We start from the raw sequence: 23,018 nt of genomic DNA on the forward strand, positions 1-23,018 counted from the left end.
GAAGGGACCGCTGCGGGACCCCGTGCGCGGCCGCTCGGGCTGTCGAAAGCCGGGGTCTCAGGGCCGGAGGGCGACCCGCGCGAAGGTTCGTTTGCCCCGCTGCACGAGGTACTCGCCTTCTCCCAGGCGGAAGTCGCCCTCCCGGATCACGCTCCCGTCCACCCGTACCGCTCCCTGGCGTATGAGGCGACCCGCCTCCGAGGAGGAGGCCGCGAGCCCCGAATCTCGAAGGACGTGGGCGATCCAGAGCGTCTCCCGATTCCCGAGCGAGAGCGACAAGGCAGGGACATCTTCCGGCACCTCCCGGCGCCGGTGCAGGCGGTCGAACGCTTCGCGTGCCTCCTCGGCCGCCGTCGTGCCGTGGTAGCGGGCCACGAGGTCGCCGGCCAGCCACCGCTTGGCAGCGAGCGGATCGGTCTCCGCCTGAGCGCGGCGGGTCGCGAGCGCCCTGCCGGAAGCGCTGGATACGATCACGAGCCACTCGTCGAGCAGCGTGTCCGGGATTGACATCACTCGCCCGAACGTCTCTCTCGCCTCCATCGCGATACCAACGTAGTTGCCGTAGCTCTTGGACATCTTCCTATGCCCGTCGGTCCCGCGCAGAAGCGGCATGATGAGGCACACCTGCGGCTCCTGGCCCGCGCGCTCCTGAAGCGTTCTCCCCAGCAGGAGGTTGAACCGCTGATCGGTGCCGCCGAGTTCGACGTCGGCCCGCAACGCGACGGAATCGTACGCCTGCATCATCGGATAGAGGAATTCGACGAGACTGATGGGACGCCCCTCCCGGTGGCGCGCGGCGAAGTCGTCGCGCTCGAGCATGCGGGCAACGGTGTACTGCGAGGTCAGCCGCAGGATGTCCGCCAGCGCGAGGCCGGCGAGCCATTCGCTGTTCTTCCGGATCTCGGTCGCCTCCGGATCGAGGATGCGAAACACCTGGTCCTCGTAGGTGGCCAGGTTCGACTCGATCTCTTCTTCGGACAGCATCGGCCGCGTCTCGTCCCTGCCGCTCGGGTCGCCCACGCGGGCCGTGAAGTCGCCCATCACGAAGACCACGCGGTGGCCGAGTTCCTGGAATGTCCGCAGCTTGTGGATCGACACACCGTGGCCGATGTGGAGATCGGGCCGGGTCGGATCGAACCCCTGTTTAATAAGGAGAGGCCGATCCTCTCGCGCCGAACGCTCGAGCTTGGCCACGAGTTCGTCTTCGGGGACGATGGACTCGGCCCCCGCCCGGATCCGGCGGATCTGTTCGTCTACGGGGAGAAACATCTGCGCCTGGTGTCGGTATATTCCCTATCGTCCCGTCGCGGGTCGCTCCCGCCGGGGGACGGCGTGACGATAGAATCGGACCATCGGCGGTTCGACGCGAGGGGTGAAGAGTGAACGGCCGGGAGAACGTAGGGGGGGAACGGGGATGATCCGTCGACGACGAGGCGCGGGCCGGTCGCGGGGCGCGAATGGGCGGACGTCCCGGAGGCGGACGTCCCGGACGCGGAGCCACGTGCGCCGGGCTCTGGTGCTCGCGGTTCTGGTCGGCGGCGGACTGGGGGGAGGCGTGGCGTGGCGCGGGTGGACGCACGTCTGCGACGAGTGTCCCTCCATCGCCCAGATCTACGCCTTCGAACCCAGGGAAGCGACGAAGCTCTTCGCGGCGGACGGATCGCTCCTCGCGGAACTCGCCATCGAACGGCGGACGCCCATCCGGATGGAGGGGCTTCCGCGCCATGTGTACAACGCCTTCATCGCCGTCGAGGACAAGCGTTTCTGGGGGCACGCGGGAGTGGATCTGCTGCGGACCACCCGGGCCTTCTTCGATTTCCTGATGAGGGGGTACGGGGCCGCGGGCGGCAGTTCGATCACACAGCAGCTCGCAGGCAACATGTTCGAGAGTTCCGTGAACCGGCGCGACATCAGCATCCGGAGGAAGCTGCGCGAGATGCGGGTCGCGATCGATCTCGAGCGCGCGTACAGCAAGTGGGAGATCCTCGAGGCCTACCTCAACCAGATCAATTTCGACGGGGTGTTCGGGGTCCAGGCCGCGGCGGAGCGCTACTTCGGAAAGACCGCTGCGCAGCTCAATCTGCCGGAGGCGGCGCTGCTCGCGGCGATCCCGCGGAATCCGGCGGGGTACAACCCGATCCGCCGCCCCGAGCGGGCCGTCGGACGGCGCAATCTCGTCCTTCAACTGATGGCCGCGCAGGGACTCGTGAGCGTCGAGGACGCCGAGGCGGCGAAGGCGTATCCTCTGGAACTCGCGCGGGGAGCCCGCATCGAGCAGGACGCGCCCTACTTCGTGGAATGGGTGCGGCAGCGGCTCTACGATCGATACGGCACCGACATCTACGAGAAGGGGTTCCGCGTCTACACGACGCTCGACCCGGATCTCCAGGCGGTCGCGGATTCCGCGCTTCTCGCCCAGCTGGAGTGGGTGGACCGCCACCCGGCCTATTCCGGCGTCACCTTCGAGGAGGTGCGGGCGTGGCCGCCCGACAGCCTGTATCAGGTGAGCCGCGGAGGCGCGGAGATGCCGTACGTGCAGGGGATGTTCATCGCGCTGGATGCGGCGACCGGCGACGTGCGGGCGATGGTGGGCGGGCGCGATTTCGGCGACTCCGAGTTCAACCGCGCGACCCAGGCCATCCGGCAGCCGGGTTCCGTGTTCAAGCCGTTCGTCTTCGCGACGGCGATCGCGGCCGGCATCCCGGCATCGGAGATCATCTACGACCAGCCGTACTACCTCGAGAATGTCGGCGGCGATCCCTACGCACCCCGCAACTTCGACAACGACTTCAAGGGCCCGCTGACGCTGCGGCGGGCGCTGGCCCGGTCGATCAACATCGTGGCGGTCAAGCTGGGTCAGCGCGTCGGCGAGGAGTCGTTCGCGCAGATGGCCGAGCGCATGGGCATCTCATCGAATGTCCCGCGGGTGCCGTCGGCCGCGATCGGCTCGATGGACGTTCGTCCGATCGAGATCGCCAGCGCCTACAGCACCTTCGCGAATCTCGGCGTCCGGGTCTCTCCCCGGTCGATTCTCCGCGTGGAGAGCAAGGACGGCCGCGTGCTCTGGGAGAGCCGGGTCCAGCGTGAGCGGGTACTGGAGCCGGACATCGCCTGGATCGCCCAGTCCATGCTGCGTGATGCGGTGGACCGGGGGACCGGGACGCTGGCGGTGAGGTCTCGCTATGCAATTCCCTTCTCCGTTCCGGTGGCGGGCAAGACGGGAACGACGAACGATGCGACCAACACCTGGTTCGTCGGATTCACGCCGGACCTCGTGACGACGACGTGGATCGGGCTCGACCGGCCGCGCCGCATCTACAACGGCGCCACGGGCGGAGGCACTGCGGCGCCGGTCGGAGCCGCAGTGCTCGCACACTACTACGAGACGCGCGAACACCCCGACCCGTGGGAACGGCCGCCCGGCCTCATCGAGCGGATCGTGGACGAGACCACGGGGTTGCTGTCCACGCGCTGGTGCCCGGTGGAAGCCAGTTATGTCGAGATCTACCTCGAGGGGACGGAACCGACCGAGACGTGCGACGAGCACGGTCCGTGGAGCGGGCACGCCCCCGGCCGGGGAGACTTCGCGCGACGCTAGCCGTTCAGGCGATCCGCTCCAGGATCAGCGGTTGCTGCGCGGCCGGTTCTGGAGAGACCCGGATCGCGTCCCTGAGGCGGTGGGCGGCCGTCGCGGCGCCCGCCGCGCCCGCCGCGTGTACGGTGACGAGAGGCTCGCCTTCGGAAACTCTGTCGCCGGCGTGGCGGTGAAACTCGAACCCCACCCTCGGATCGACCGCATCCTCGACGCGCCGGCGACCGGCTCCGAGCTCCACCGAAGCGACGCCGACCCTGCGAGCGTGGATGTCGAGCCAGCCGGAGCCGGGGGATCGGAAGGGTTCGCGGATCGGAGCCGTGGGGAGGCGCCCGGGGTCGTCGGCTACCCTCGGATCCCCTCCCTGAATCTCGATGAGCCGCACGAAGCGCTCGAGCGCGGCCCCGCCATCCAGGATCGCGCCGAGTTCCGCCGCAGCCCGTTCGGCGTCGGGGGCGCGACCGACGGAGACGAGCAACTCGGCGCTCAGCGCGAGAGTGACGTCGCGCAGATCCGCGGGACCTCCGCCTCTCAACGTCTCCATCGCCTCGCGCACCTCCAGCGCGTTGCCGACGGTGCGACCCAGGGGGGCGTTCATTGCGGTGAGGAGCGCGCTCGTCCGTACCCCCTCGGCGGCCGCGAGGTCGACCATGGTCCGCGCCAACCCACGCGCCTGCTCGCGGTCGGTCATGAAGGCGCCACGCCCGCACTTTACGTCGAGCACGAGCGCCCCGATCCCTTCCGCCACCTTCTTGGAAATGATCGAGGCCGCGATCAGGGGCGGGGAGGGCACGGTCCCCGTCACGTCCCGGAGGGCGTAGAGACGTCCGTCGAGCGGCGCGATCTCCTTCGTCTGGCCGATCATCGCGCACCCGACCTCGTCGAGAATGGCCCGGAACCGTCCCAGATCCACGGACACGTCGAAGCCGGGGATCGCCTCGAGCTTGTCCAGCGTCCCTCCGGTATGCCCGAGACCGCGACCCGACATCATGGGGACGCGAAGTCCGGCCTCGGCCAGGAGAGGCGCCAGGACGAGCGAGACCTTGTCGCCGACGCCGCCGGTGGAGTGCTTGTCGACTGCCGGCGGACCGTCGTCCTCGAACCGCAGCCGCTCCCCGGAGTCGAGGATCTCCCGCAGGAGCACGGAAAGCTCGGTGGGATCCAGCCCGCGGATGAAGGCGGCCATGAGGAAGGCGGACATCTGATACTCGGCGACGTCTCCCTCAAGATATGCGCGCAGGAAGGCCGCGAGTTCGGCGGACGAGAGCCGCCCGCCGTCCCGCTTTCTCTCGATGAGCCGGGTGGGGAGCATGGGGCGCCAACCTTGTCCGGCCCCGGCGCCCTGTCTAGCTTTTTTGGCGATGATCACCCCCACGCAGGTCCCTTCCGCCATCCTGCCGAGGTCGGTCCTCGCGGATCTCTTTCACCGTTGCGCGAGTCTGGGCGACGCCGGTATCGCGGCGTTGAACGAGGCAGGGGACCGTACCGGAGCGGCGGCCGTCGCCCTGCTCGGCGACTCGCCGGACGCGCTTCCCGCAGCGGAGTTCTGGGCCTTCCTCGACGAGATCCTCCGGAAGGCGGGCCTCGGATCGATATCGTTCAAGCCCGGGGGAGGAGCATCCGCCGCCATCGCCTGGCGTGACCCGGCGGAGGCCACGGCCGCAGGGAACGTCCGCTGCCACTTTTCGGCGGCGCTGTTGCGCGGCGTTCTCAGCCGCGTGGCGGACCGCGCGGTGGAGGTCGCGGAGGTGCAATCCGGCGGCGGCACGGAGCCATGGTGGTTCGTGTTCGGCTCCGCGGAGACGATCGAACGACTGCGGGCCGGCGGTCAATCGCGGGCCGGGGACCAGGCGCACTGAGCATGCCCCGCGGTCGTTTGATGGCGCTCGACTACGGCCGGCGTCGCATCGGGGTGGCCGTCACGGATCCGACACGGACGATCGCGGCGCCCCACGGCGTGGTGGAGAGGTCCAACCGACGGGCTCCGGGAACCGCGATCCCGGGTGGGTTGACCGAACTCGTGGCGGAAATGGATCCGTCCGCCATCCTCGTGGGTATTCCGTTCTCGATGGATGGAACCGCGGGCGAGATGGCTGAAGAGGCGCGGGCCTTCGCCCGGGCTTTGGAGGATGCGACGGGAGTACGAACGATCGAGTGGGATGAGCGGCTGTCGACCGCCCGGGCGGAACGGGAGATCCTCAGCATGGATCCGCCTCGAGGCCGACGGCGGCGGAAGGGCCGGACGGACGAAATGGCCGCGGCACTGATGCTCGCCGCTTACCTGCGCAGCGCCCCTGCCGGTGCCAGCGTCCCCCGCGGCTCATGAAACGCCGGTCGAAGGGGATGGGTATTCGCCTGTTGCTCGCGGCTCTCGGCGCCATGGCGCCCGTGGCATACGGGTTCTTCTCCGTCGAGTTCCGGGGCCGCGGCGTTCCCGATGGGTCGGTGGTCGAGGTTCTCGTCCCGGATGGCGCCGCGTCGCTCGAGGTCGCCGGCGTGCTCCGGTCGCAGGAGCTGATCTTCCATCCCCGCATCTTCGACGCGTACGTGCGCCTCAAGGGTCAGGGGCGGCAGCTGAAGGCTGGCCGGTACGAGATTCCGCGCGGCGCCTCGTACACCTACCTGCTCGAGGTGCTCCGAACCGGAGCCGTCGCTACGACGCCACTCACGATCCCGGAGGGTCTTCGGGTCCCGCAGGTCGCGGAACGCCTGGCCGAGTACGTCGGCGATTCGACCGCGACCGTCTTCGCCTACCTGACGAACCCGAAGCGGGTCGGAGAGCTGGGCGTGCCGGGCCCCACACTGGAAGGGTATCTGTTCCCGGAGACGTATCGATTCGCCGATGGTGTCGGACTCCCGGTCATCGTCCAGGCGATCGTCGGACGGTACAGGGCTTTCTGGGGGGCCGAGGAGCGCGCTCAAGCTGCCGTGCTCGGCCTCGATGAACGAGAGATCGTGACGCTCGCGAGCATTGTCGAGAAGGAAGTCCGGTGGGACGACGAGCGTTCGGTGGTCGCGGGGGTCTACTGGAACCGCCTTCAGCGCGACATGCTGCTGCAGGCGGATCCCACGGTGCAGTACGCCCTCGGCGAGCCGCGCGCGCGCCTGCTCTACCGCGACATCGACTCCGTCGCCGATCACCCCTACAACACCTACACGCAGCAGGGACTGCCGCCCGGGCCCATCGCTTCGCCGGGCGCGGCCTCGCTGCACGCTGCCCTCCGGCCCGCCGACCACGAGTACATCTTCTTTGTGGCACGAAACGACGGCTCGCACGAATTCACCCGGACTCTGCGCGAGCACAACAACGCTATAAACCGGATACGCCTCGACCGCGAGCCGGCGGAACGGTAGGACGAGAAGGATCATGCCCGGCTCGCCCACGTCGGATGGCTGGCCTCTGATGGTGATCACGCACCCGCGGCCCGCCTGCGGCCAGCCGCTCGAGCGGGTCGTGGCCGAATGCGTGCACGCCGGGGCGCCGGCGATCCAACTCCGGGACAAGACCGCGGACAGCCGGGCGCTCGCCACGACCGCCGCGAGGCTCCGCGCGATCACGGAGTCCGCGGGCTCCGCCCTGATCATGAACGATCGTCTCGATGTCGCGCTCGCCACCGGCGCGGACGGCGTCCATCTCGGTCCCGACGATCTCACCGTACCGGCGGCCCGTGACATCGCGCCGCCGGACTTCATCATCGGCTATTCCACCGATGATCCCGAGGAGGCTCGTCGCGCCGCGGCTGCAGGGGCGGATTATCTGGGCGTCGGAGCCGTATTCGGCACGCGCTCCAAGCCCGGCCTCGCCAACGAAGCCATCGGCCCCGACCGAGTCCGGCTCGTCCGGGAGGCCAGCGGTCTCCCCTGTCTCGGAATCGGGGGCATCACGCTGCAAAACGCCCCCGAGGTACTCGAGATCGACGCCGGTATCGCGGTTCTCTCCACGGTGATGTCCGCATCGGACCCGGGTGCCGTCGTACGGAGGTTGCTGCGTATCGCCCGGGGAGGAGGAGGGTGTCGCCGGTAGCTTGCTGGTGAACGCCGCGGCCGTGCCGACCGGCCGGGGCGGATCCCGTCGCGCGGCGGCCCGGACGCAAAGGGGCCGAGTTCGCAGGCGTTCAAGGCTGGCGCTACCGGCGACACCCTCCCCCTCCCCGGCCCCAGCATTCACGGTCCGCCCGACCCGCGGTCTGCCCCCCCCCCCCGCGACGATCCGCATCACGACCCCTCGTCTACCCCCACACCGGCGGCCGGGAGGGCGAGGGGAGCCGACGGCTCCCCTCGCCCTCTCCCACCCCGATGCAGAAAACGCCTCGCATCCGCAACGGACACGAGGCGTTTTCAAAAAAGTCGCCGGCAGCGACCTACTCTCCCAGGGCGTCCCCGCCCAAGTACCATCGGCGCTGAGGGGCTTAACTGCTGGGTTCGGGATGGGACCAGGTGTTTCCCCCTCGCTAAAGCCGCCGGCAATCAGGGATCCGGCTAACGAGTCGAGTGCAGGGCGATCGAGCGCGCTGAAGCGCTTATCGACCTCATATGGAAGATATGGATCAAGCCTCACGGATGATTAGTACGGCTCGGCTGAGACGCTCACACGCCTTACACCTGCCGCCTATCTACGCAGTCGTCTCCTGCGATCCTTCAGGCACCTTTGCGGTGCGGGAGATCTCATCTTGAAGTAGGCTTCCCACTTAGATGCTTTCAGCGGTTATCCCTTCGCGACATAGCTACCCTGCGATGCCCCTGGCGGGACAACAGGTACACCAGCGGTCACTCCACTCCGGTCCTCTCGTACTAGGAGCGGCTCTTCTCAAATCTCCAACGCCCACGGCGGATACAGACCGAACTGTCTCACGACGTTCTAAACCCAGCTCGCGTACCGCTTTAACGGGCGAACAGCCCGACCCTTGGGACCTTCTCCGGCCCCAGGATGCGATGAGCCGACATCGAGGTGCCAAACCGCCCCGTCTATGTGAACTATCGGGGGCGATAAGCCTGTTATCCCCGGCGTACCTTTTATCCGTTGAGCGACGGCCCTTCCATTCGGAACCGCCGGATCACTAAGGCCAACTTTCGTTCCTGCTCGACCCGTCGGTCTCACAGTCAAGCTCCCTTATGCCTTTGCACTCTTCGCGCGATTGCCGACCGCGCTGAGGGAACCTTTGCGCGCCTCCGTTACCTTTTGGGAGGCGACCGCCCCAGTCAAACTACCCGCCTGACACTGTTCCCAGACCGGATTCACGGCCCCAGGTTAGAATCCAGACATCGCAAGGGTGGTATTTCACCAGTGGCTCCACAGAACCTGGCGGCCCTGTTTCAATGCCTCCCACCTATCCTACACAGACGGTGCCCGAACCCAATATCAGGTTATAGTAAAGGTGCACGGGGTCTTTTTGTCCTGCCGCGGGTACTCGGTATCCTCACCGAGACTCCAATTTCGCCGAGCTCTTGGTTGAGACAGTGCCCAAGTCGTTACGCCATTCGTGCAGGTCGGAACTTACCCGACAAGGAATTTCGCTACCTTAGGACCGTTATAGTTACGGCCGCCGTTTACCGGGGCTTCATTTCAGAGCTTCGCCGAAGCTAACCCTTCCATTTAACCTTCCGGCACCGGGCAGGCGTCAGTGCCTATACGTCGTCTTGACGACTTTGCAGACACCTGTGTTTTTACTAAACAGTCGCTTGGGCCGATTCTCTGCGGCCGATTTCGGCTCCCCTGCGCGAGGCAGGATCACCTACCGCCGGCTCCCCTTCTCCCTAAGTTACGGGGACATTTTGCCGAGTTCCTTAACCAAGACTCACTCGAGCGCCTGAGGCTACTCGCCTCGCCCACCTGTGTCGGTTTGCGGTACGGTCACACGCACTCCTCGTTCACGAAGCTTTTCTTGGCAGTACGATTACGGTCCCTTAGCGAAGTCCGAAGACTTCTTCGGCATCGGATCTCGGCTTCACCAGGCGGATTTGCCTACCCGGAAACGCCTACCTCCTTACATCGTTCATGTCCATTGAAACGACGGACCTTTCACCTCTGCGTCCCTCCGCGAACTCAAGCGCAGTATCGTGTGGTACGGGAATGTTGACCCGTTTTCCATCGGCTACGCCTTTCGGCCTCACCTTAGGGGCCGACTAACCCTGAGCTGATTGGCATGGCTCAGGAAACCTTGGGCTTACGGCGACAAGGGTTCTCACCTTGTTTCTCGCGTACTCATTCCGGCATTCTCACTTGCCTGCGCTCCACGGGTAGCCTTCCGGCCCCGCTTCACAGCTCAGGCAACGCTCCCCTACCCCGCGCGCAGATGCGCGCAGCCTTAGCTTCGGTGGCTAACTTGAGTCCCGACCATTATCGGCGCAGATCCGCTTGACTGGTGAGCTATTACGCACTCTTTCAAGGATGGCTGCTTCTAAGCCAACCTCCCAGTTGTCTCCGCAAATCCACCACCTTTGTCACTTAGCTAGCACTTGGGGACCTTAGCTGAAGGTCTGGGCTCTTTCCCTCTCGCGCACGAACATTATCGCACGTGCACTTCCTCCCTGAGACCAACTAACGGGCATTCGGAGTTTAGTAGGGGTTGGTACCCGGTTTAGGGCCCTAGCCCTTCCAGTGCTCTACCTCCCGCAGTCTACACTCAGAGGCGATACCTAAATATCTTTCGGGGAGAACCAGCTATCTCCAGGTTTGATTGGCCTTTCACCCCTATCCACAGCTCATCCGAGCAGTTTTCAACCCACAACGGTTCGGTCCTCCACGAAGCATTACCCTCGCTTCAACCTGGCCATGGATAGATCACTCTGGTTTCGGGTCTGTCCCCAGCAACTTTACGCCCAGTTAAGACTCGCTTTCGCTTCGGCTCCGCCGCTGAACGGCTTAACCTCGCTACTGAGGAACAACTCGCCGGATCATAATGCAAAAGGCACGCGGTCACCCGACGTCTCTCACGAAGAGAGGGTCGAGCTCCCACCGCTTGTAGGCACACGGTTTCAGGATCTGTTTCACCCGCCTCCCGGCGTACTTTTCATCTTTCCCTCACGGTACTCGTTCGCTATCGGTCACGGACGTGTATTTAGCCTTGGCAGGTGGTCCTGCCGGATTCAATCGGGATTTCACGTGTCCCGACCTACTCAGGAATGATCCAGAGATCGCGACGTCGGCTTCGCCTACGGGGCTGTCACCCTCTATGGCTTGGCTTTCCAGACGGATTCGACTCACCGCCGCGCGACGCTCCGAGAGCCGGCAGACTCTCACGAACCACCCTGCTACCCCATGGAAGCAACGGCTGCCGCCTTGACACCTCCATGGTTTGGGCTCTTCCCCGTTCGCTCGCCGCTACTGAGGGAATCACGGTTGTTTTCTCTTCCTCGAGGTACTTAGATGTTTCAGTTCCCTCGGTTCGCTTCCCAACGCCTATGTATTCAGCGAAGGGATGACCGGGCATCACCCCGGCCGGGTTTCCCCATTCGGAAATCCGGGGATTAACGCTTGCTTGCAGCTACCCCCGGCTTATCGCAGCTTGCCACGTCCTTCATCGCCAGTCCGTGCCTAGACATCCACCCTGTGCCCTTGATCGCTTGATCCATCTTCGTTGACGGCATCAAGCACCTCAGACGCACTCGGCGCCCAGCACTCTCACTCGCTACCAGATTGTCAAAAAAGCGGACCCCGCAAGACGCCCCAGGGCGCTCGCAGGGAAGACGGATAAAATAGGGTCGTTTCGGAGGGGCGTCAAGCACCTGCCACGGAGCGAGAAAGCGTCAGTTCTCCGCGGCCGGCTCGACCTCTTCGGCGAGGACGGCGACCGTGTTGTCGAGGACCTGCAGGAAGCCCCGGGCAACGCGGAAACGGCGCGGGCCGTCGTCCGTACGGATGCGAAGCAGGCCCTCGCCCAGCAGGACGACCATGGGCGCGTGGCCGTAGAGAATTCCCAATTCGCCGTCGTGCGCGGGGGCGATGATCGACGTTGCGACGCCGGAGAAGGCGGCGGCCGACGGTGAGATCACCGTGACGTTGAGTCGCCGGTCGGCGGACGCCGTCGCCGTCATGCGGCCTCCGCCTCCAGCTTCTTCGCCTGCTCGATCGCTTCCTCGATCCCGCCGACCATGTAGAAAGCCTGTTCCGGCAGGTGGTCGAACTCGCCCTCGACGACCCGCTCGAACGACTCGATCGTCGTCTCCAGCGGAACGTAGCGACCCGGGATGCCGGTGAACTGCTCGGCCACGTGGAAGGGCTGCGACAGGAACTTCTGGATCCGCCGGGCCCGGTTCACGATGACCTTGTCCTCCTCGGAGAGTTCGTCCATCCCCAGGATCGCGATGATGTCCTGCAGATCCTTGTAGCGCTGCAGCGTGCGCTGCACGGCGGTCGCCACGCGATAGTGCCGCTCGCCCAGGAACTGCTCGCTGAGGATGCGGCTGCTGGAGTCGAGCGGGTCCACGGCCGGGTAGATGCCGAGTTCGGCGATCTGGCGCGAAAGGACGGTCTGGGAGTCGAGGTGCGTGAAGGCCGCGGCCGGCGCCGGGTCCGTGAGGTCGTCCGCCGGCACGTAAATCGCCTGCACCGAGGTGATCGAGCCCCGCGTGGTCGACGTGATGCGCTCCTGGAGGTTGCCCATCTCCGTGGCGAGCGTCGGCTGGTAGCCCACCGCGCTCGGCATGCGGCCGAGCAGTGCGGACACCTCGGACCCGGCCTGGCTGAAGCGGAAGATGTTGTCGATGAAGAGGAGGACGTCGAGCCCTTCCACTTCGCGGAAGTACTCCGCCACCGTGAGGCCGGTGAGTCCCACGCGCAGGCGCGCGCCCGGCGGCTCGTTCATCTGCCCGTAGATGAGCGCGGTCGAGTCGATGACGCCCGATTCCTTCATCTCGAGCCAGAGGTCGTTCCCCTCCCGGGTGCGCTCGCCGACGCCGCAGAAGACGGAGCGGCCACCGTGCTCCTGCGCGATGTTGTTGATGAGCTCCATGATGATGACGGTCTTGCCCACACCGGCGCCGCCGAAGAGTCCCGTCTTGCCGCCCTTCACGTAGGGGGCGATGAGATCCACGACCTTGATCCCGGTGACGAAGATCTCCGTCTTCGGCTCGAGGTTCTGCAGCGTGGGCGACTTGCGGTGGATCGGCCATCGCTCCGTCGCATCGACCGGACCCAGCTCGTCCACGGGCTCGCCGAGGACATTGAGGATGCGGCCCAGCGAGGCCTCGCCGACGGGCGCCGAGATGGGATGTCCCGTGTCGACGACTTCCATCCCGCGCGTCACGCCGTCCGTCGCGTCCATCGCGACGGCGCGCACCTGGTTGCGTCCGATGTGCTGCGCCACCTCGCACACGAGATCGTGCACGGTCCCGTCATCGTCCTCCCAGGACACGGAGAGCGCGTTGTAGATCTCCGGCAAATGCTCGGGCTCGAACTCCGCATCGATCGTGGGTCCGATGACCTGCACGACCTTGCCGGTGCCTCGTTCGGTCGATCCTTCAGACATATGTCAGCCTCATGGCTATCGGGTTCTCGGGGGCGCCGCCGCCCCTGTACGCTGTTCGTCCGTTACCCGTCCAACGCGTCCGCGCCGCCGATGATCTCCGCGATCTGATTCGTGATCTCGGCTTGGCGGGCGCGGTTGTACGTCCGCCGCAGGTTGTCGAGGAAGTCGTTGGCGTTGTCCGTCGCCGATTTCATCGCCGTCCGGCGGGCCGCCTGCTCCGCCGCCGCCGTCTCCAGGAGCGCGCTGTATGTCGAGTTCGTCACATAGAGCGGCAGGAGGTGGTCGAGGATTGCCTCCTCCGACGGGTCCAGGATGTAAAAGGGCTGCGGGCCCTTGCGCGCTTCCCCTACGCCGACCGGGAGCACCTGCCGGACCGAAGGGGGCGTGCTCACCATGTTCCGGAACTCCGCGAAGACGAGCCGCACGGCGTCCAGCTCGCCGGCCACGAAGCGGGCGGCCAGGTCGTCGATGAGCGCGCGGGCGTCATCCGTCGTCGGAGGATCCCCCAGGTCGTTGCGCGTGTGCGCCATCTCGACGCCGCGGAACCGGAAGTACGAGATCCCCTTGTTCCCGTAGACGTGGAACTCGACCCGGGCTCCCGCTTCCTCCAGCTCGGCGAGCTGCGCCTGCGCGGTGCGAATGAGATTCGCGTTGAAGGCGCCGCACAGCCCGCGATTGCTCGTCACGAGCACCACCGCGGCGCGTTCGATGCGCGCGGGCTGGCGCAGAAGCGGCCGGGACTCCGCCAGATCCGGCGTGGCGAGCCGGGCGATCATGTCCATCAGTTCGGCCGAATAGGGACGTGCGCGAATCACCCGCCCCTGCGCCTGCGCAAGCTTGGCGGTCGCGACCATCTCCATGGTGCGCGTGATCTTCTTCGTGCTGTCGACGGATTTCATCCGCCGATAGATGTCCCTCGACTTGCTCATGCCGCGGCGTCCGAGGCGTCCCCTCGGGAGGCGTCGTCATGCACGAAGGTGTCGGAATAGGACTCGATCGCCTCGCGGAGCGCGGCTTCGGTCTCGTCCGACATCACGTTCTCCGCCCGGATCGCCTCCCCGACCTCCGGATGGTTCGTGCCCATGTACTCGAGGAACCCGACCTCCCAGCCGCGAATCCGCGACACGTCCAGGGCGTCCAGGAACCCCTGGGTGGCCGCGAAGATCACCATCACCTGCTCCTCGACCGGCATCGGCTCGTACTGGCCCTGCTTCAGGATCTCCACGGTGCGCCGGCCCCGGTCCAGCTGCCGCTGCGTCGCGGCATCCAGTTCCGTGCCGAACTGCGCGAAGGCTTCGATCTCACGGAACTGCGCCAGGTCGAGCCGCAGACGTCCGGCGACCTTCTTCATCGCCTTGATCTGGGCGTTTCCGCCCACGCGCGAGACCGAGATCCCCACGTTCACCGCCGGGCGCACGCCCGAGTAGAAGAGGTCGGTTTCGAGGAAGATCTGGCCGTCGGTGATCGAGATGACGTTCGTCGGGATGTAGGCGGACACGTCGCCGGCCGCCGTCTGAATGATCGGGAGCGCGGTCAGCGAACCGCCGGGCTTCCTGATGTCCGGGTGGCCGGCGATCGCCTCGGGATCATTGCTGATCTTGGCCGCCCGCTCGAGCAGGCGGCTGTGCAGATAGAAGACATCGCCCGGGTATGCCTCGCGCCCCGGCGGACGCCGCAGGATGAGCGACGCCTCGCGGTAGGCGTCGGCCTGCTTCGTGAGGTCGTCGTAGATGACGAGGACGGCTTTCCCCTCCTCGTACATGAAGTACTCGCCGATCGCGCACGCGGCGTAGGGGGCCATGAACTGCATCGGCGCGGGCTCCGACGCGTTCGCGGCGACCACGACCGTGTAGTCGAGCGCGCCCTCTTCGCGGAGCCTTTCGACGATGCCGGCGACGGTCGAGCCCTTCTGCCCGATCGCGCAGTAGACGCAGACGACGTCCTCGCCCTTCTGGTTGATGATCGCGTCGATCGCCACAGCCGTCTTGCCCGTGCCCCGGTCCCCGATGATCAGCTCCCGCTGGCCGCGGCCGATCGGAATCATCGAGTCGATCGCCTTGAGGCCCGTCTGGAGCGGCTCGTTCACCGGCTGGCGGTACACGATGCCGGGCGCCTTACGGTCGACCTTCATGTAGGTGACGGACTCGATCGGCCCGCGGCCGTCGCGCGGCTGCCCCAGCGTGTCCACGACGCGGCCGAGAATCTCCGGGCCGACGGGCACGGAGAGGACGCGGCCGGTGCGGCGCACCGGATCTCCCTCCTTGAGGGCCAGGTAATCGCCGAGGATCACGGCGCCGATGTTGTCTTCCTCGAGGTTCGAGGCGAGACCGATCACGGAGACCCCGGTGTCGCGGGACGTGATCTCCAGCATCTCGTTCGCGACGCACGTGGAGAGGCCCCAGATGCGGGCCACGCCGTCCTTCACCTCGAGGACCTCGCCCACCTCTTCGACCCGGAGTTCCTCCTCGTAGCGGTCGATCTGCTCGAGCAGGGCCTTCTTGATCTCGCTCGCTCGAAGGGAGCTGTCGAAACCTGTCATCGTCTTCTCTTCTCTGTTTTTCGTTACCGAGCGTTTCGCTACCGAGCGTCTCAGTACAGTTCGCGCCGCATCTGTTCGAGTTGCCGCCGCAGCGAGGCGTCCAGCAACTCGTCGCCGACGCGGATGATCACGCCACCCAGAATCTTCGGGTCCTCGTGGAACTCCGGGACGACCTCCCGCTCGAAGCGCCGCTCGAGCGCCGAAACGACCTCGCTCCGGACGCGGTCATCCGCCTCGAAGGGCAGCGTCACCGTGGCGCGGACACGTCCCGCCCTCTCGTCCAGAAGGTCGCGGTAGGCGCGCGCGATCCCGGGGAGGGCCCGCTGTCGGTGGCGATCCAGGATGATGAGCAGAAAGCGGACGAAGAGATCCGGCGCCCTTTCGGCAAGAGCCGCCTGAATCGCCTCCTTCTTCTCGAACAGCGACACCGCGGGCACTTCGAGGAAGCGCTGGAAGTCCGGGACGTTCGCGTACAGGTCCCCGATCTCTTCGATCAGCCGCCCGTACTCGGCCTCGCTCCCGTCCCGGGCCGCGAGTTCGAAGAGGGTCGCCGCGTAGTTGCGGGCCACCGCCGACGCGCTCATCGCTCCGCTAGACGTCCGACACGAAGTCGTGGACCAGGCGCCGGTTCTCTTCGGCGTCCAGCCGCGTCCTGATCAGCCGCTCGGAGGCTGCCAGCGCGAGATCCACGGCATCCCGCCGGATCTCCTCGCGCAGGCGGTCCCGCTCATGACCGATCTCGCGGCGCGCGTCGTCGAGCATCTGCGACTGCTGAGCCCGCGCCTCCTCCAGCATCTCCTTGCGAAGACCGTCGGCGTGCTGCCGCGCGCTCTCGAGCATCTCGCGAGCTTCGCTGCGGGCCGCTTCGAGCGCGGCCTCCTGCTGCGAGAGCAGCCCCTTCGCCTCGTCGCGCGCGGAGAGGGCATCGTCGATCGCGCCCTGGATTTTCGCGTGCCTCTGCTCAAGTCCGCCCGCGATGAGCGGAAAGACCCACTTCGCCAGGACGAGGAGCGTGAGCCCGAACAGGATCACCGTCCAGACGAAGAGTCCCAGATTGAGCGAGAAGATCCCGGTCTCCGTCTGGGCCGCCAGCGCCGTCGGCGTAGCGAGCCCGCAGCAGCCGGCGACCCCGGGCGAACGCATCATCCGCGGATGAAGCCGGCGATCACGAGTCCGAACAGCGCCACACCCTCGATGAACACGGCCAGCACGATCGCGGCCGTCTGGATGGTCTGCGCCTCCTCGGGCTGGCGGGCCATCGCTTCCGTCATGCGCCCGCCGATGAGACCGATTCCGATACCGGCTCCGAGCACGGAGAGCCCGCCCCCGACGATGGCGAGACCGATCGCGAGGCCGTCTCCCGTCGACATGCCCTGCAGCAGCGTCAACATGTTCAGCATCGTTTGCTCCAGTTCCCTTTCTCAGTCGGGGGTTCGGACGACACCCCCCGTTCCATCCGCGCCTCCCCGGCGCGGAAGTTGCCCGCGGACCCTTCCGGATCAGTGCGCGTGGCGAATCAACCCGATGAATACCGAGACCAGCATCGCGAAGATGTAAGCCTGAAGAAGCGCGATGAAGATCTCCAGCATCATTACGAACAGCGCGAGGCCCATGGACCCCAGAATCGTCGCGGCGCCGACCGTCGTTCCGAAAATTCCCTGGCCGACCATCGAGCCGTAGGTGAGGATGAGACCCATGAAGGCGAGGATGACGAAGTGTCCCGCCGTCATGTTGGCGAAGAGCCGGATCGCGAGAGCCATGATCTTCGAGAACTTCGCGATGAGTTCGACCGGGGCCATGATGAGCAGCGTGACCGGCTTCAGCGGCCCGGGCAAGCCGGGCGGGAGGAAGAAGACGGTCTTCGCGTAGCCCAGCGGGCCGAGGGCGATGAACCCCGCCGTCTCGATCACGACAAGCGCGATGATCGCGAGGGCGGCCGTGACCATGATGTTCCCCGTCGCCGTCGCGCCGAAGGGGATGAGGCCGAGCAGGTTCGCATAGAGGATGAAGAAGAAGAAGGTGATGACGAGGGGGACGAACCTCTCTCCGCCGCGGCCGATGTTGGCCATCACGACATCATCTCTCAGGTAGAGATAGAAAGCCTCGATCCCGTTGAGGAGCCCTCCGGGCGCCTTCTCGCCCTCCTCGAGCCGCTCCGTCGAGCGCGCGGCAAGGAACATCGTCACGATCGTGAGGACGGTCGCGAACATCAGGAACAGCACATGCTTCGTGATCGAGAGGTCGATCGGGTGACCCGCGATCTCGAACGGCAACGGAGGAAACTCCGGGAGATGGATCTCGCCGAACGGCTTGAACTCCCAGATGTTCGAGTCCACGACGTGGTGCATCATGACCTCGGTGCCCCACTCCTCGGCGTGCTCGCCCGCCGCGGCGGCTTCGCCGTGGTGTTCCTGGGCGGACGCAGCCACGGGAGCGGCGTGCTCCTGGAGCCAGCCGCCGAGATTTCGGAAGGGGGCCATCGATCTATCGAGCACCGGGTTCATCCGGTTGTGCGTTCCGTGTCGAGTTGGTCTTCTTGCTCTTCGTGCGCGCGAGCGCGAGCCACAAGGCTTCCGTCCACAACAGCACCAGCATGGCGAGTCCGTACGCGATGGGCAGGTCGGGCGTCGCCGACCCCGTCCATGCGAGTCCGCCCGTCACGACCAGCCCTCCCATGCGGAGGCCGATCCCGGTCATCCAGGGCCGGGTCGCCCGCCGTCCCTCCAGGAGCGCCCGGTTCAGAGGCCAGACCGCCACCACCTGAATCAGCCAGGCCGTCGCGATCCCCCACGTGCGCTCGCCGTCCTGCAGCCACGCGGCCGCCACCGCCGCGAGCCCCAACGTGGCCAGCGCATAGGTCGGCGTACGCCGCGTCCAACCGGCGGGAAATCTCTTCACTTCCTGCCGTCCGCCTCCCCGTCCGTCTCATCGGCCCCGGAGCCGTCGCGCTGCGCGGCCAGCCGGCCGAACATGCTGTAGCAGCCTCCCGCGAACCCCGCGAACACTCCGAGGAGCACGAAGAGAGGCGCGGTCCCGAGACGGTCGTCGAGCCAGTTGCCGCCAACGGCGAGGAGCGCAATCGCCAGGCCCATCGCGATGCCGAGGCTCGCGAATTCCGAGCCCGCCGCCTTCGCGTACCGGCGGCCGATGCTCCCCTGTGGTTTCTCGGGTTCCGGCCGGTTTGTCGAACCGGGAGGCGGCTGGTACATGGGGATACATCTCCGTCGTCAGAGCCCCACGCCGACCGCTTGTGAAAAATTTCCCAAGCCCAATCTGTCCGCTTGTGAAAAATTTCGCAATGCCGGTTTCGCTTGACGCTGGGCAGAGAAGGCCTAGGTTGCTGCCACCATATTGAAGGCCTCTGGTCAACTCCGAAATGGCCTCGCCGACGCCCGGGTCTCGCATTCCCGCGGCCCCCCTCACGCCTGGAGCCGATTGAGTCTTGGAAGCCGGTCGAAAGGTCGAGACGGATGACGTTCGGCTGCTCGAGGAACTGGGTCACGCCCGGCTTCGGATCGAGGAGGAAGTCGGGAAGCGGATCATCGGGCAACGGGAGATCGTCGAGAAGCTGCTCATCACGCTGCTCGCCGATGGACACGCGCTCCTGGTCGGCGTCCCCGGCCTGGCCAAGACGCTGCTCGTCTCGACGCTCGCCGAAGCGCTTCACCTGGAATTCAGCCGGATCCAGTTCACACCGGACCTCATGCCCTCGGATATCACCGGGACGGAGGTGCTGCAGGACGATCAGCGCACGGGGGAGCGCCGCTTCGCCTTCGTCCGGGGGCCGATCTTCGCGGATGTGATCCTGGCGGACGAGATCAACCGGACGCCGCCCAAGACGCAGGCCGCCCTTCTGCAGGCGATGCAGGAGGGGGAGGTCACGGTCGGCAACGAGACGTTCCCGCTGGGCCGCCCGTTCTTCGTCCTCGCGACGCAGAACCCGATCGAGCAGGAGGGAACGTATCCGCTGCCCGAAGCCCAGCTCGACCGCTTCATGTTCGAGCTTCGGATCGGGTATCCGACGGCGGAGGAGGAGTCGGTCATCGCGGACATGGCGGCGAGCGGACCGCCCGCCCAGGTGAACCCCGTCGTGACGGCGGGCCAGCTTCTCGATTACCAGGCGCTCGTGCAGAGGGTTCCGGCCTCGGAATCGGTGGTCGGCTACGCGGTGCGGCTGGCGCGCGCCACGCGGCCCCGCGAGGCTTCCGCGCCGGAATTCGTGCGCCGCATGGTCAGCTGGGGCGCCGGGCCTCGGGCCTCGCAGCACACGGTGTTGGCGGCGAAGGCGCGGGCGGCGCTCGATGGCCGCCCCGCCCCCAATCTCGACGACGTGCGGGCGGTTGCGCCCGCCGTGCTCCGGCATCGGGTGGTTCCGGGATTCGAGGCGGAGGCCGAAGGGAAGACCGCGGACGACATCGTCGCGGAGTTGATCGAACACAGCCGCGGCTGGTAGACGTTGGACGAAACCGACAGTACGCAGCGCTGGTCGACCGTTCGCGCGGGCCGTGAGGCTCGGGCCGGAGTCCCCCGTCCGTGACCGGCACCTTCGCGCTGCTCGTCTTCCTTCTCATCCTCTCCGGGGTCTTCTCCGGCGCGGAGATCGCACTCTTTTCGCTCGGAGAACCCCGGGTCCGGGCCCTGGTACGCGCCAAGCGTCCGGGAGCGCGCGCGCTCGAGAGGCTGAAGCGAAACCCCGAGCGCCTGCTCATCATCCTCCGGATCGGGAACAACGGCGCCAGGATCGGGGCCGCGGCGGCCACGACCTACGCGGCGACCGAACGTTTCGGTTCCGCGGGGGTGGGGCTCGCCGCGGGCGCCATGACCCTCCTGGTCCTGTTCTTCGGAGAGATCACGCCGCGGAGCTTCGCGGCGCGCCACGCGGACCGGCTGTCGCTGTGGGCCGCCCCGTTTCTCGCGGGCCTGGGGCGCCTGCTCCTGCCGGTCATCCTCCCGCTCGAATGGCTCGCGCGACGGGTGCTGCCCGACGGCGGCGGCGACACGCACGTGAGCGAGTGGGAGATCCGCTCCATGGTGCGCCTCGGGCATCAGTCGGGCGACATCGAAGCGCACGAGCGCCAGTTCATCGACCGCGTGTTCACTCTGGACCGCCTGCGGGCGAGGGAGATCATGACTCCCAGGGTCGAGATCCTCGCCTGGGAGGACTCGCGCAGCCTCGGTGACATCGCGGACGAGCTCGCCGACGTGCGCTTCAGCCGGATCCCCGTGTACGGCGAATCGCTCGATGACGTGACGGGCGTGCTGTACCGCACGGAGGCGTACCGGGCGCTGCTCGGCGGCCAGCAGGACGCAGCGCTCTCGAGCATCGCCCGCGAACCCTACTTCGTCCCGGATACGATCACCCTCATCGAACTGCTCGAGCAGTTCCGGGCGCGACGCGTGCACATGGGGCTCGTTGTAGATGAACACGGCGGGCTCGACGGGCTCGTGACGCTCGAGGACATCCTCGAGGAACTCGTCGGCGACATCGTGGACGAGACCGACCTGCCGCCGGAGCCGATCATCCGGCTCCGGCGGGACGAGATCGCCGTGGACGCCGGGGCGGAGCTCCGCGAGATCAACGATGCCTTCGGCACTTCGTTTCCGGTGGACGAGTACCGCTCACTGAACGGGTTCCTGCTCGGCGTACTGGGCCGGGTTCCGGCCGCGGGAGAGACCGTCGAACATGGCGATGTTCGAATCCGGGTCGTCGCGGGCACGGACACGCAGGTGACGCGGGCCCGCATCCGCCGCCGCTAGCGCGGCGCCGCGGCAAGATCCGGCGGCGGCGTCGCCGCAGGGCCCGGTGCGGCCGATCGCAGGTACCAGTCGAACAGGGCGTCGCCGAACAGGAACGCGAGGGCCGCGCCGAGCGAGAGGAAGGTTCCGAAGGGCACGGGCCTCCCGGTGCGAAGTGCGATGGGCCCGAAGACGATGGACCCGGCGAGCGCTCCCATGAAGATCGTGAGAAGGGCGCCGGCGGGCCCGAGGAACGCTCCCACCATCGCCATCATCTTCACGTCGCCGCCGCCGAGCGCCGGCTTCCGGAGCACCTTCTCGCCCAACCAACCGACCAGGTAGAGAATTGCGAACCCGAGCGCCGCCCCGGCAACCGCCGCAAGCGGCGTCGTCGATCCCGGGAGCGCGGAGAGGGCGAGGCCCGCGGCACACCCCCCGAGCGACAGCTCATCGGGGATGATGTAGTGGCGCGCATCGATGACCGCGATTCCGATGAGCAGGGTGAAGAGGACCGCGCCCGCCAGCGCCGTGGGCGACGCGCCGTATGCCCAGGCCATGCCTCCCCAGACCAGAGCGGTCGCGACCTCGATGGCCGGGTAGCGCCAGGAGATGGGGACGCCGCAGTCGCGGCACCGTCGCCGCAGGAGCAACCAGGAGAGGACGGGGAGATTGTCGCGCCAGCGGATCGTCGCCCCGCATGCCGGGCAGCGGCTGCGCGGACCCACGACGCTGCCTCCGGCGGGCAGACGCGTGATGCACACGTTGAGGAAGGAGCCGAGCGCCGCGCCGAGCACGGCGGCCGCGCCCAGGGTAGCGGCGCCCGTCAATCGGGTGTCCGGGCCAGCAAACGGTCGAGCAGGATGGCGCCGGCCGACGCCACGTTCAGCGACTCCACGCCGCCGGCGAGCGGCACGGAGACGGCGCGGTCGGCGACGGCGCGGAGAGAGGCGGAGACGCCGTGTGCCTCGCTCCCCAGTGTGAGCGCCACAGGTCCGGGAGATGGCCCCTCGAGCGGCGGGGCATCGGCTGCGGCGACCCATATCGGGATCCCCCGCTCGGCGAGCCGCTCCACCGCCTCCCGGGCGTCCGCGCGGAAGACGGGGCCGCGGAACGACGCTCCCGCCGAGGCCCGCAGCGCCTTCGGCCCCCAGGGATCCGCAGTCTCCCCGACGCCGATCACGGCGGCCGCTCCGAGCGCGAGCGCGGTGCGCAGGAGGGTGCCGACGTTGCCCGGATCCTGCACGCCGTCGAGAAGCACGATCGCGCCCTCGCCCACGTCGTCCCAGCCGTACGCCGGGATCTCGCCGACCGCGAGGATGGGCTGGGGCGTGGCGGCATCCGCCAGGGTCCGGACGACGGCTTCGGGCACCGCCTCGGTGCGCTCGCCCCGGGCCGCCGCACGCGCGAGCAACTTCTTCACGTCCGGCTCGGCCCCGGCCGCGTCCGCGTGCAACACCGCGACCGTGCGGCCCGGCCACTCGAGCATCTCGCCGACGAGCCGCCGCCCCTCGGCCAGGAAACACCCGGTTTCCCGGCGTCCCTTTCCGCGGTGCAGCGACCGCCAGGTCTTGATCTCCGCGCGCGTCGGCATGCCCTTATTTTACGCCGCGGCGCAACGGGGTGTCATCGGGGCGCACGCGGGAACGAGCCTGTCGACCTTGCGGACCTGAACGGAGTCGAGCGT

General features: G+C 67.2%; 21 protein-coding genes and 2 rRNA genes. 7 read left to right on the forward strand and 16 right to left on the reverse strand.

The features are described 5' to 3' along the window. Positions 1-57: 57 nt before the first annotated feature. Positions 58-1,269, reverse strand: coding sequence for a tyrosine--tRNA ligase (gene tyrS / locus RN729_RS04480; protein WP_310782480.1), 1,212 nt, complete (start codon positions 1,267-1,269; stop codon positions 58-60). 232 nt (positions 1,270-1,501) lie between these two features. On the opposite strand from tyrS, the gene RN729_RS04485 reads away from it, so the two are divergent. Further along, the gene (locus tag RN729_RS04485) at positions 1,502-3,598 is read left to right on the forward strand and encodes a PBP1A family penicillin-binding protein (protein WP_310782481.1); all 2,097 of its coding nucleotides are present in this window, start codon (positions 1,502-1,504) and stop codon (positions 3,596-3,598) included. A 4-nt stretch (positions 3,599-3,602) separates the two neighbouring features. Here RN729_RS04485 and RN729_RS04490 read toward each other — a convergent pair whose 3' ends face one another. Beyond that, positions 3,603-4,904 carry a thymidine phosphorylase gene (locus tag RN729_RS04490; RefSeq protein WP_310782482.1) on the reverse strand — a complete coding sequence of 434 codons (1,302 nt, stop codon included), beginning with the start codon at positions 4,902-4,904 and terminating at the stop codon, positions 3,603-3,605. Positions 4,905-4,953: 49 nt separating this feature from the next. Between RN729_RS04490 and RN729_RS04495 the strand changes: the two genes are divergently transcribed. From RN729_RS04495 to thiE, 4 genes are read left to right on the forward strand one after another with little or no spacing between them, the layout of a single operon-like run. Then, positions 4,954-5,451 (forward strand): hypothetical protein, encoded by a 498-nt coding sequence (locus RN729_RS04495; RefSeq protein ID WP_310782483.1) that lies wholly within the window; start codon positions 4,954-4,956, stop codon positions 5,449-5,451. 2 nt (positions 5,452-5,453) lie between these two features. Further along, positions 5,454-5,918: a Holliday junction resolvase RuvX gene (gene ruvX / locus RN729_RS04500; RefSeq protein WP_310782484.1), complete on the forward strand. Its 465-nt coding sequence runs from the start codon at positions 5,454-5,456 to the stop codon at positions 5,916-5,918. 17 nt (positions 5,919-5,935) lie between these two features. Further along, positions 5,936-6,946, forward strand: coding sequence for an endolytic transglycosylase MltG (mltG, locus tag RN729_RS04505; RefSeq protein ID WP_310782485.1), 1,011 nt, complete (start codon positions 5,936-5,938; stop codon positions 6,944-6,946). A 13-nt stretch (positions 6,947-6,959) separates the two neighbouring features. Next, complete coding sequence (thiE, locus tag RN729_RS04510) at positions 6,960-7,616, forward strand: thiamine phosphate synthase (protein WP_310782486.1); 657 nt, start codon at positions 6,960-6,962, stop codon at positions 7,614-7,616. 324 nt (positions 7,617-7,940) lie between these two features. On the opposite strand, the gene rrf is transcribed toward thiE, so the two are convergent. The 12 genes from rrf to RN729_RS04570 form a co-directional block, all read right to left on the reverse strand. Further along, positions 7,941-8,057: ribosomal RNA gene (gene rrf, locus RN729_RS04515) — 5S ribosomal RNA — on the reverse strand. Positions 8,058-8,135: 78 nt separating this feature from the next. Next, a 23S ribosomal RNA gene (locus RN729_RS04520) occupies positions 8,136-11,161 on the reverse strand. 177 nt (positions 11,162-11,338) lie between these two features. Further along, positions 11,339-11,626 carry a F0F1 ATP synthase subunit epsilon gene (locus tag RN729_RS04525; protein ID WP_310782487.1) on the reverse strand — a complete coding sequence of 96 codons (288 nt, stop codon included), beginning with the start codon at positions 11,624-11,626 and terminating at the stop codon, positions 11,339-11,341. After that, positions 11,623-13,059 (reverse strand): F0F1 ATP synthase subunit beta, encoded by a 1,437-nt coding sequence (gene atpD, locus RN729_RS04530; RefSeq protein ID WP_310782488.1) that lies wholly within the window; start codon positions 13,057-13,059, stop codon positions 11,623-11,625. Before atpD ends, RN729_RS04525 begins: the two co-directional genes overlap by 4 nt. Positions 13,060-13,121: 62 nt before the next feature. Further along, positions 13,122-13,988: an ATP synthase F1 subunit gamma gene (atpG, locus tag RN729_RS04535; RefSeq protein WP_310782489.1), complete on the reverse strand. Its 867-nt coding sequence runs from the start codon at positions 13,986-13,988 to the stop codon at positions 13,122-13,124. After that, positions 13,985-15,598 carry a F0F1 ATP synthase subunit alpha gene (atpA, locus tag RN729_RS04540; RefSeq protein WP_310782490.1) on the reverse strand — a complete coding sequence of 538 codons (1,614 nt, stop codon included), beginning with the start codon at positions 15,596-15,598 and terminating at the stop codon, positions 13,985-13,987. The genes atpG and atpA overlap by 4 nt, the downstream gene beginning before the upstream one ends. Positions 15,599-15,648: 50 nt before the next feature. Beyond that, on the reverse strand, positions 15,649-16,182 hold the full coding sequence (atpH, locus tag RN729_RS04545) for an ATP synthase F1 subunit delta (RefSeq protein ID WP_310782491.1): 534 nt from the start codon (positions 16,180-16,182) through the stop codon (positions 15,649-15,651). 7 nt (positions 16,183-16,189) lie between these two features. Continuing rightward, positions 16,190-16,744: a F0F1 ATP synthase subunit B gene (gene atpF / locus RN729_RS04550; protein ID WP_310782492.1), complete on the reverse strand. Its 555-nt coding sequence runs from the start codon at positions 16,742-16,744 to the stop codon at positions 16,190-16,192. Further along, positions 16,741-16,998: an ATP synthase F0 subunit C gene (locus tag RN729_RS04555; RefSeq protein ID WP_310782493.1), complete on the reverse strand. Its 258-nt coding sequence runs from the start codon at positions 16,996-16,998 to the stop codon at positions 16,741-16,743. The genes atpF and RN729_RS04555 overlap by 4 nt, the downstream gene beginning before the upstream one ends. 99 nt (positions 16,999-17,097) lie before the next feature. Then, on the reverse strand, positions 17,098-18,093 hold the full coding sequence (gene atpB / locus RN729_RS04560; protein ID WP_310782494.1) for a F0F1 ATP synthase subunit A: 996 nt from the start codon (positions 18,091-18,093) through the stop codon (positions 17,098-17,100). Then, a complete protein-coding gene (locus RN729_RS04565) occupies positions 18,083-18,496 on the reverse strand; it encodes a hypothetical protein (protein WP_310782495.1) in 414 nt (137 codons plus the stop codon). The genes atpB and RN729_RS04565 overlap by 11 nt, the downstream gene beginning before the upstream one ends. After that, positions 18,493-18,807, reverse strand: coding sequence for an AtpZ/AtpI family protein (locus RN729_RS04570; protein WP_310782496.1), 315 nt, complete (start codon positions 18,805-18,807; stop codon positions 18,493-18,495). Before RN729_RS04570 ends, RN729_RS04565 begins: the two co-directional genes overlap by 4 nt. Positions 18,808-19,040: 233 nt before the next feature. Here RN729_RS04570 and RN729_RS04575 point away from each other — a divergent pair, with 233 nt between their 5' ends. Beyond that, positions 19,041-20,051, forward strand: coding sequence for a MoxR family ATPase (locus RN729_RS04575; RefSeq protein ID WP_310782497.1), 1,011 nt, complete (start codon positions 19,041-19,043; stop codon positions 20,049-20,051). Between the two features lie 80 nt (positions 20,052-20,131). Further along, the gene (locus tag RN729_RS04580; RefSeq protein ID WP_310782498.1) at positions 20,132-21,355 is read left to right on the forward strand and encodes a hemolysin family protein; all 1,224 of its coding nucleotides are present in this window, start codon (positions 20,132-20,134) and stop codon (positions 21,353-21,355) included. Here the strand turns inward: RN729_RS04580 and RN729_RS04585 are convergent. Both RN729_RS04585 and RN729_RS04590 read right to left on the reverse strand, forming a co-directional pair. Beyond that, positions 21,352-22,161 carry a prepilin peptidase gene (locus tag RN729_RS04585; RefSeq protein WP_310782499.1) on the reverse strand — a complete coding sequence of 270 codons (810 nt, stop codon included), beginning with the start codon at positions 22,159-22,161 and terminating at the stop codon, positions 21,352-21,354. The two genes, RN729_RS04580 and RN729_RS04585, sit on opposite strands and share 4 nt — an antisense overlap. After that, complete coding sequence (locus RN729_RS04590) at positions 22,158-22,925, reverse strand: RNA methyltransferase (RefSeq protein WP_310782500.1); 768 nt, start codon at positions 22,923-22,925, stop codon at positions 22,158-22,160. Before RN729_RS04590 ends, RN729_RS04585 begins: the two co-directional genes overlap by 4 nt. Positions 22,926-23,018 lie beyond the last annotated feature (93 nt).

Source organism: Candidatus Palauibacter polyketidifaciens, from assembly GCF_947581785.1.
Classification (GTDB): Bacteria; Gemmatimonadota; Gemmatimonadetes; order Palauibacterales; family Palauibacteraceae; genus Palauibacter; species Palauibacter polyketidifaciens.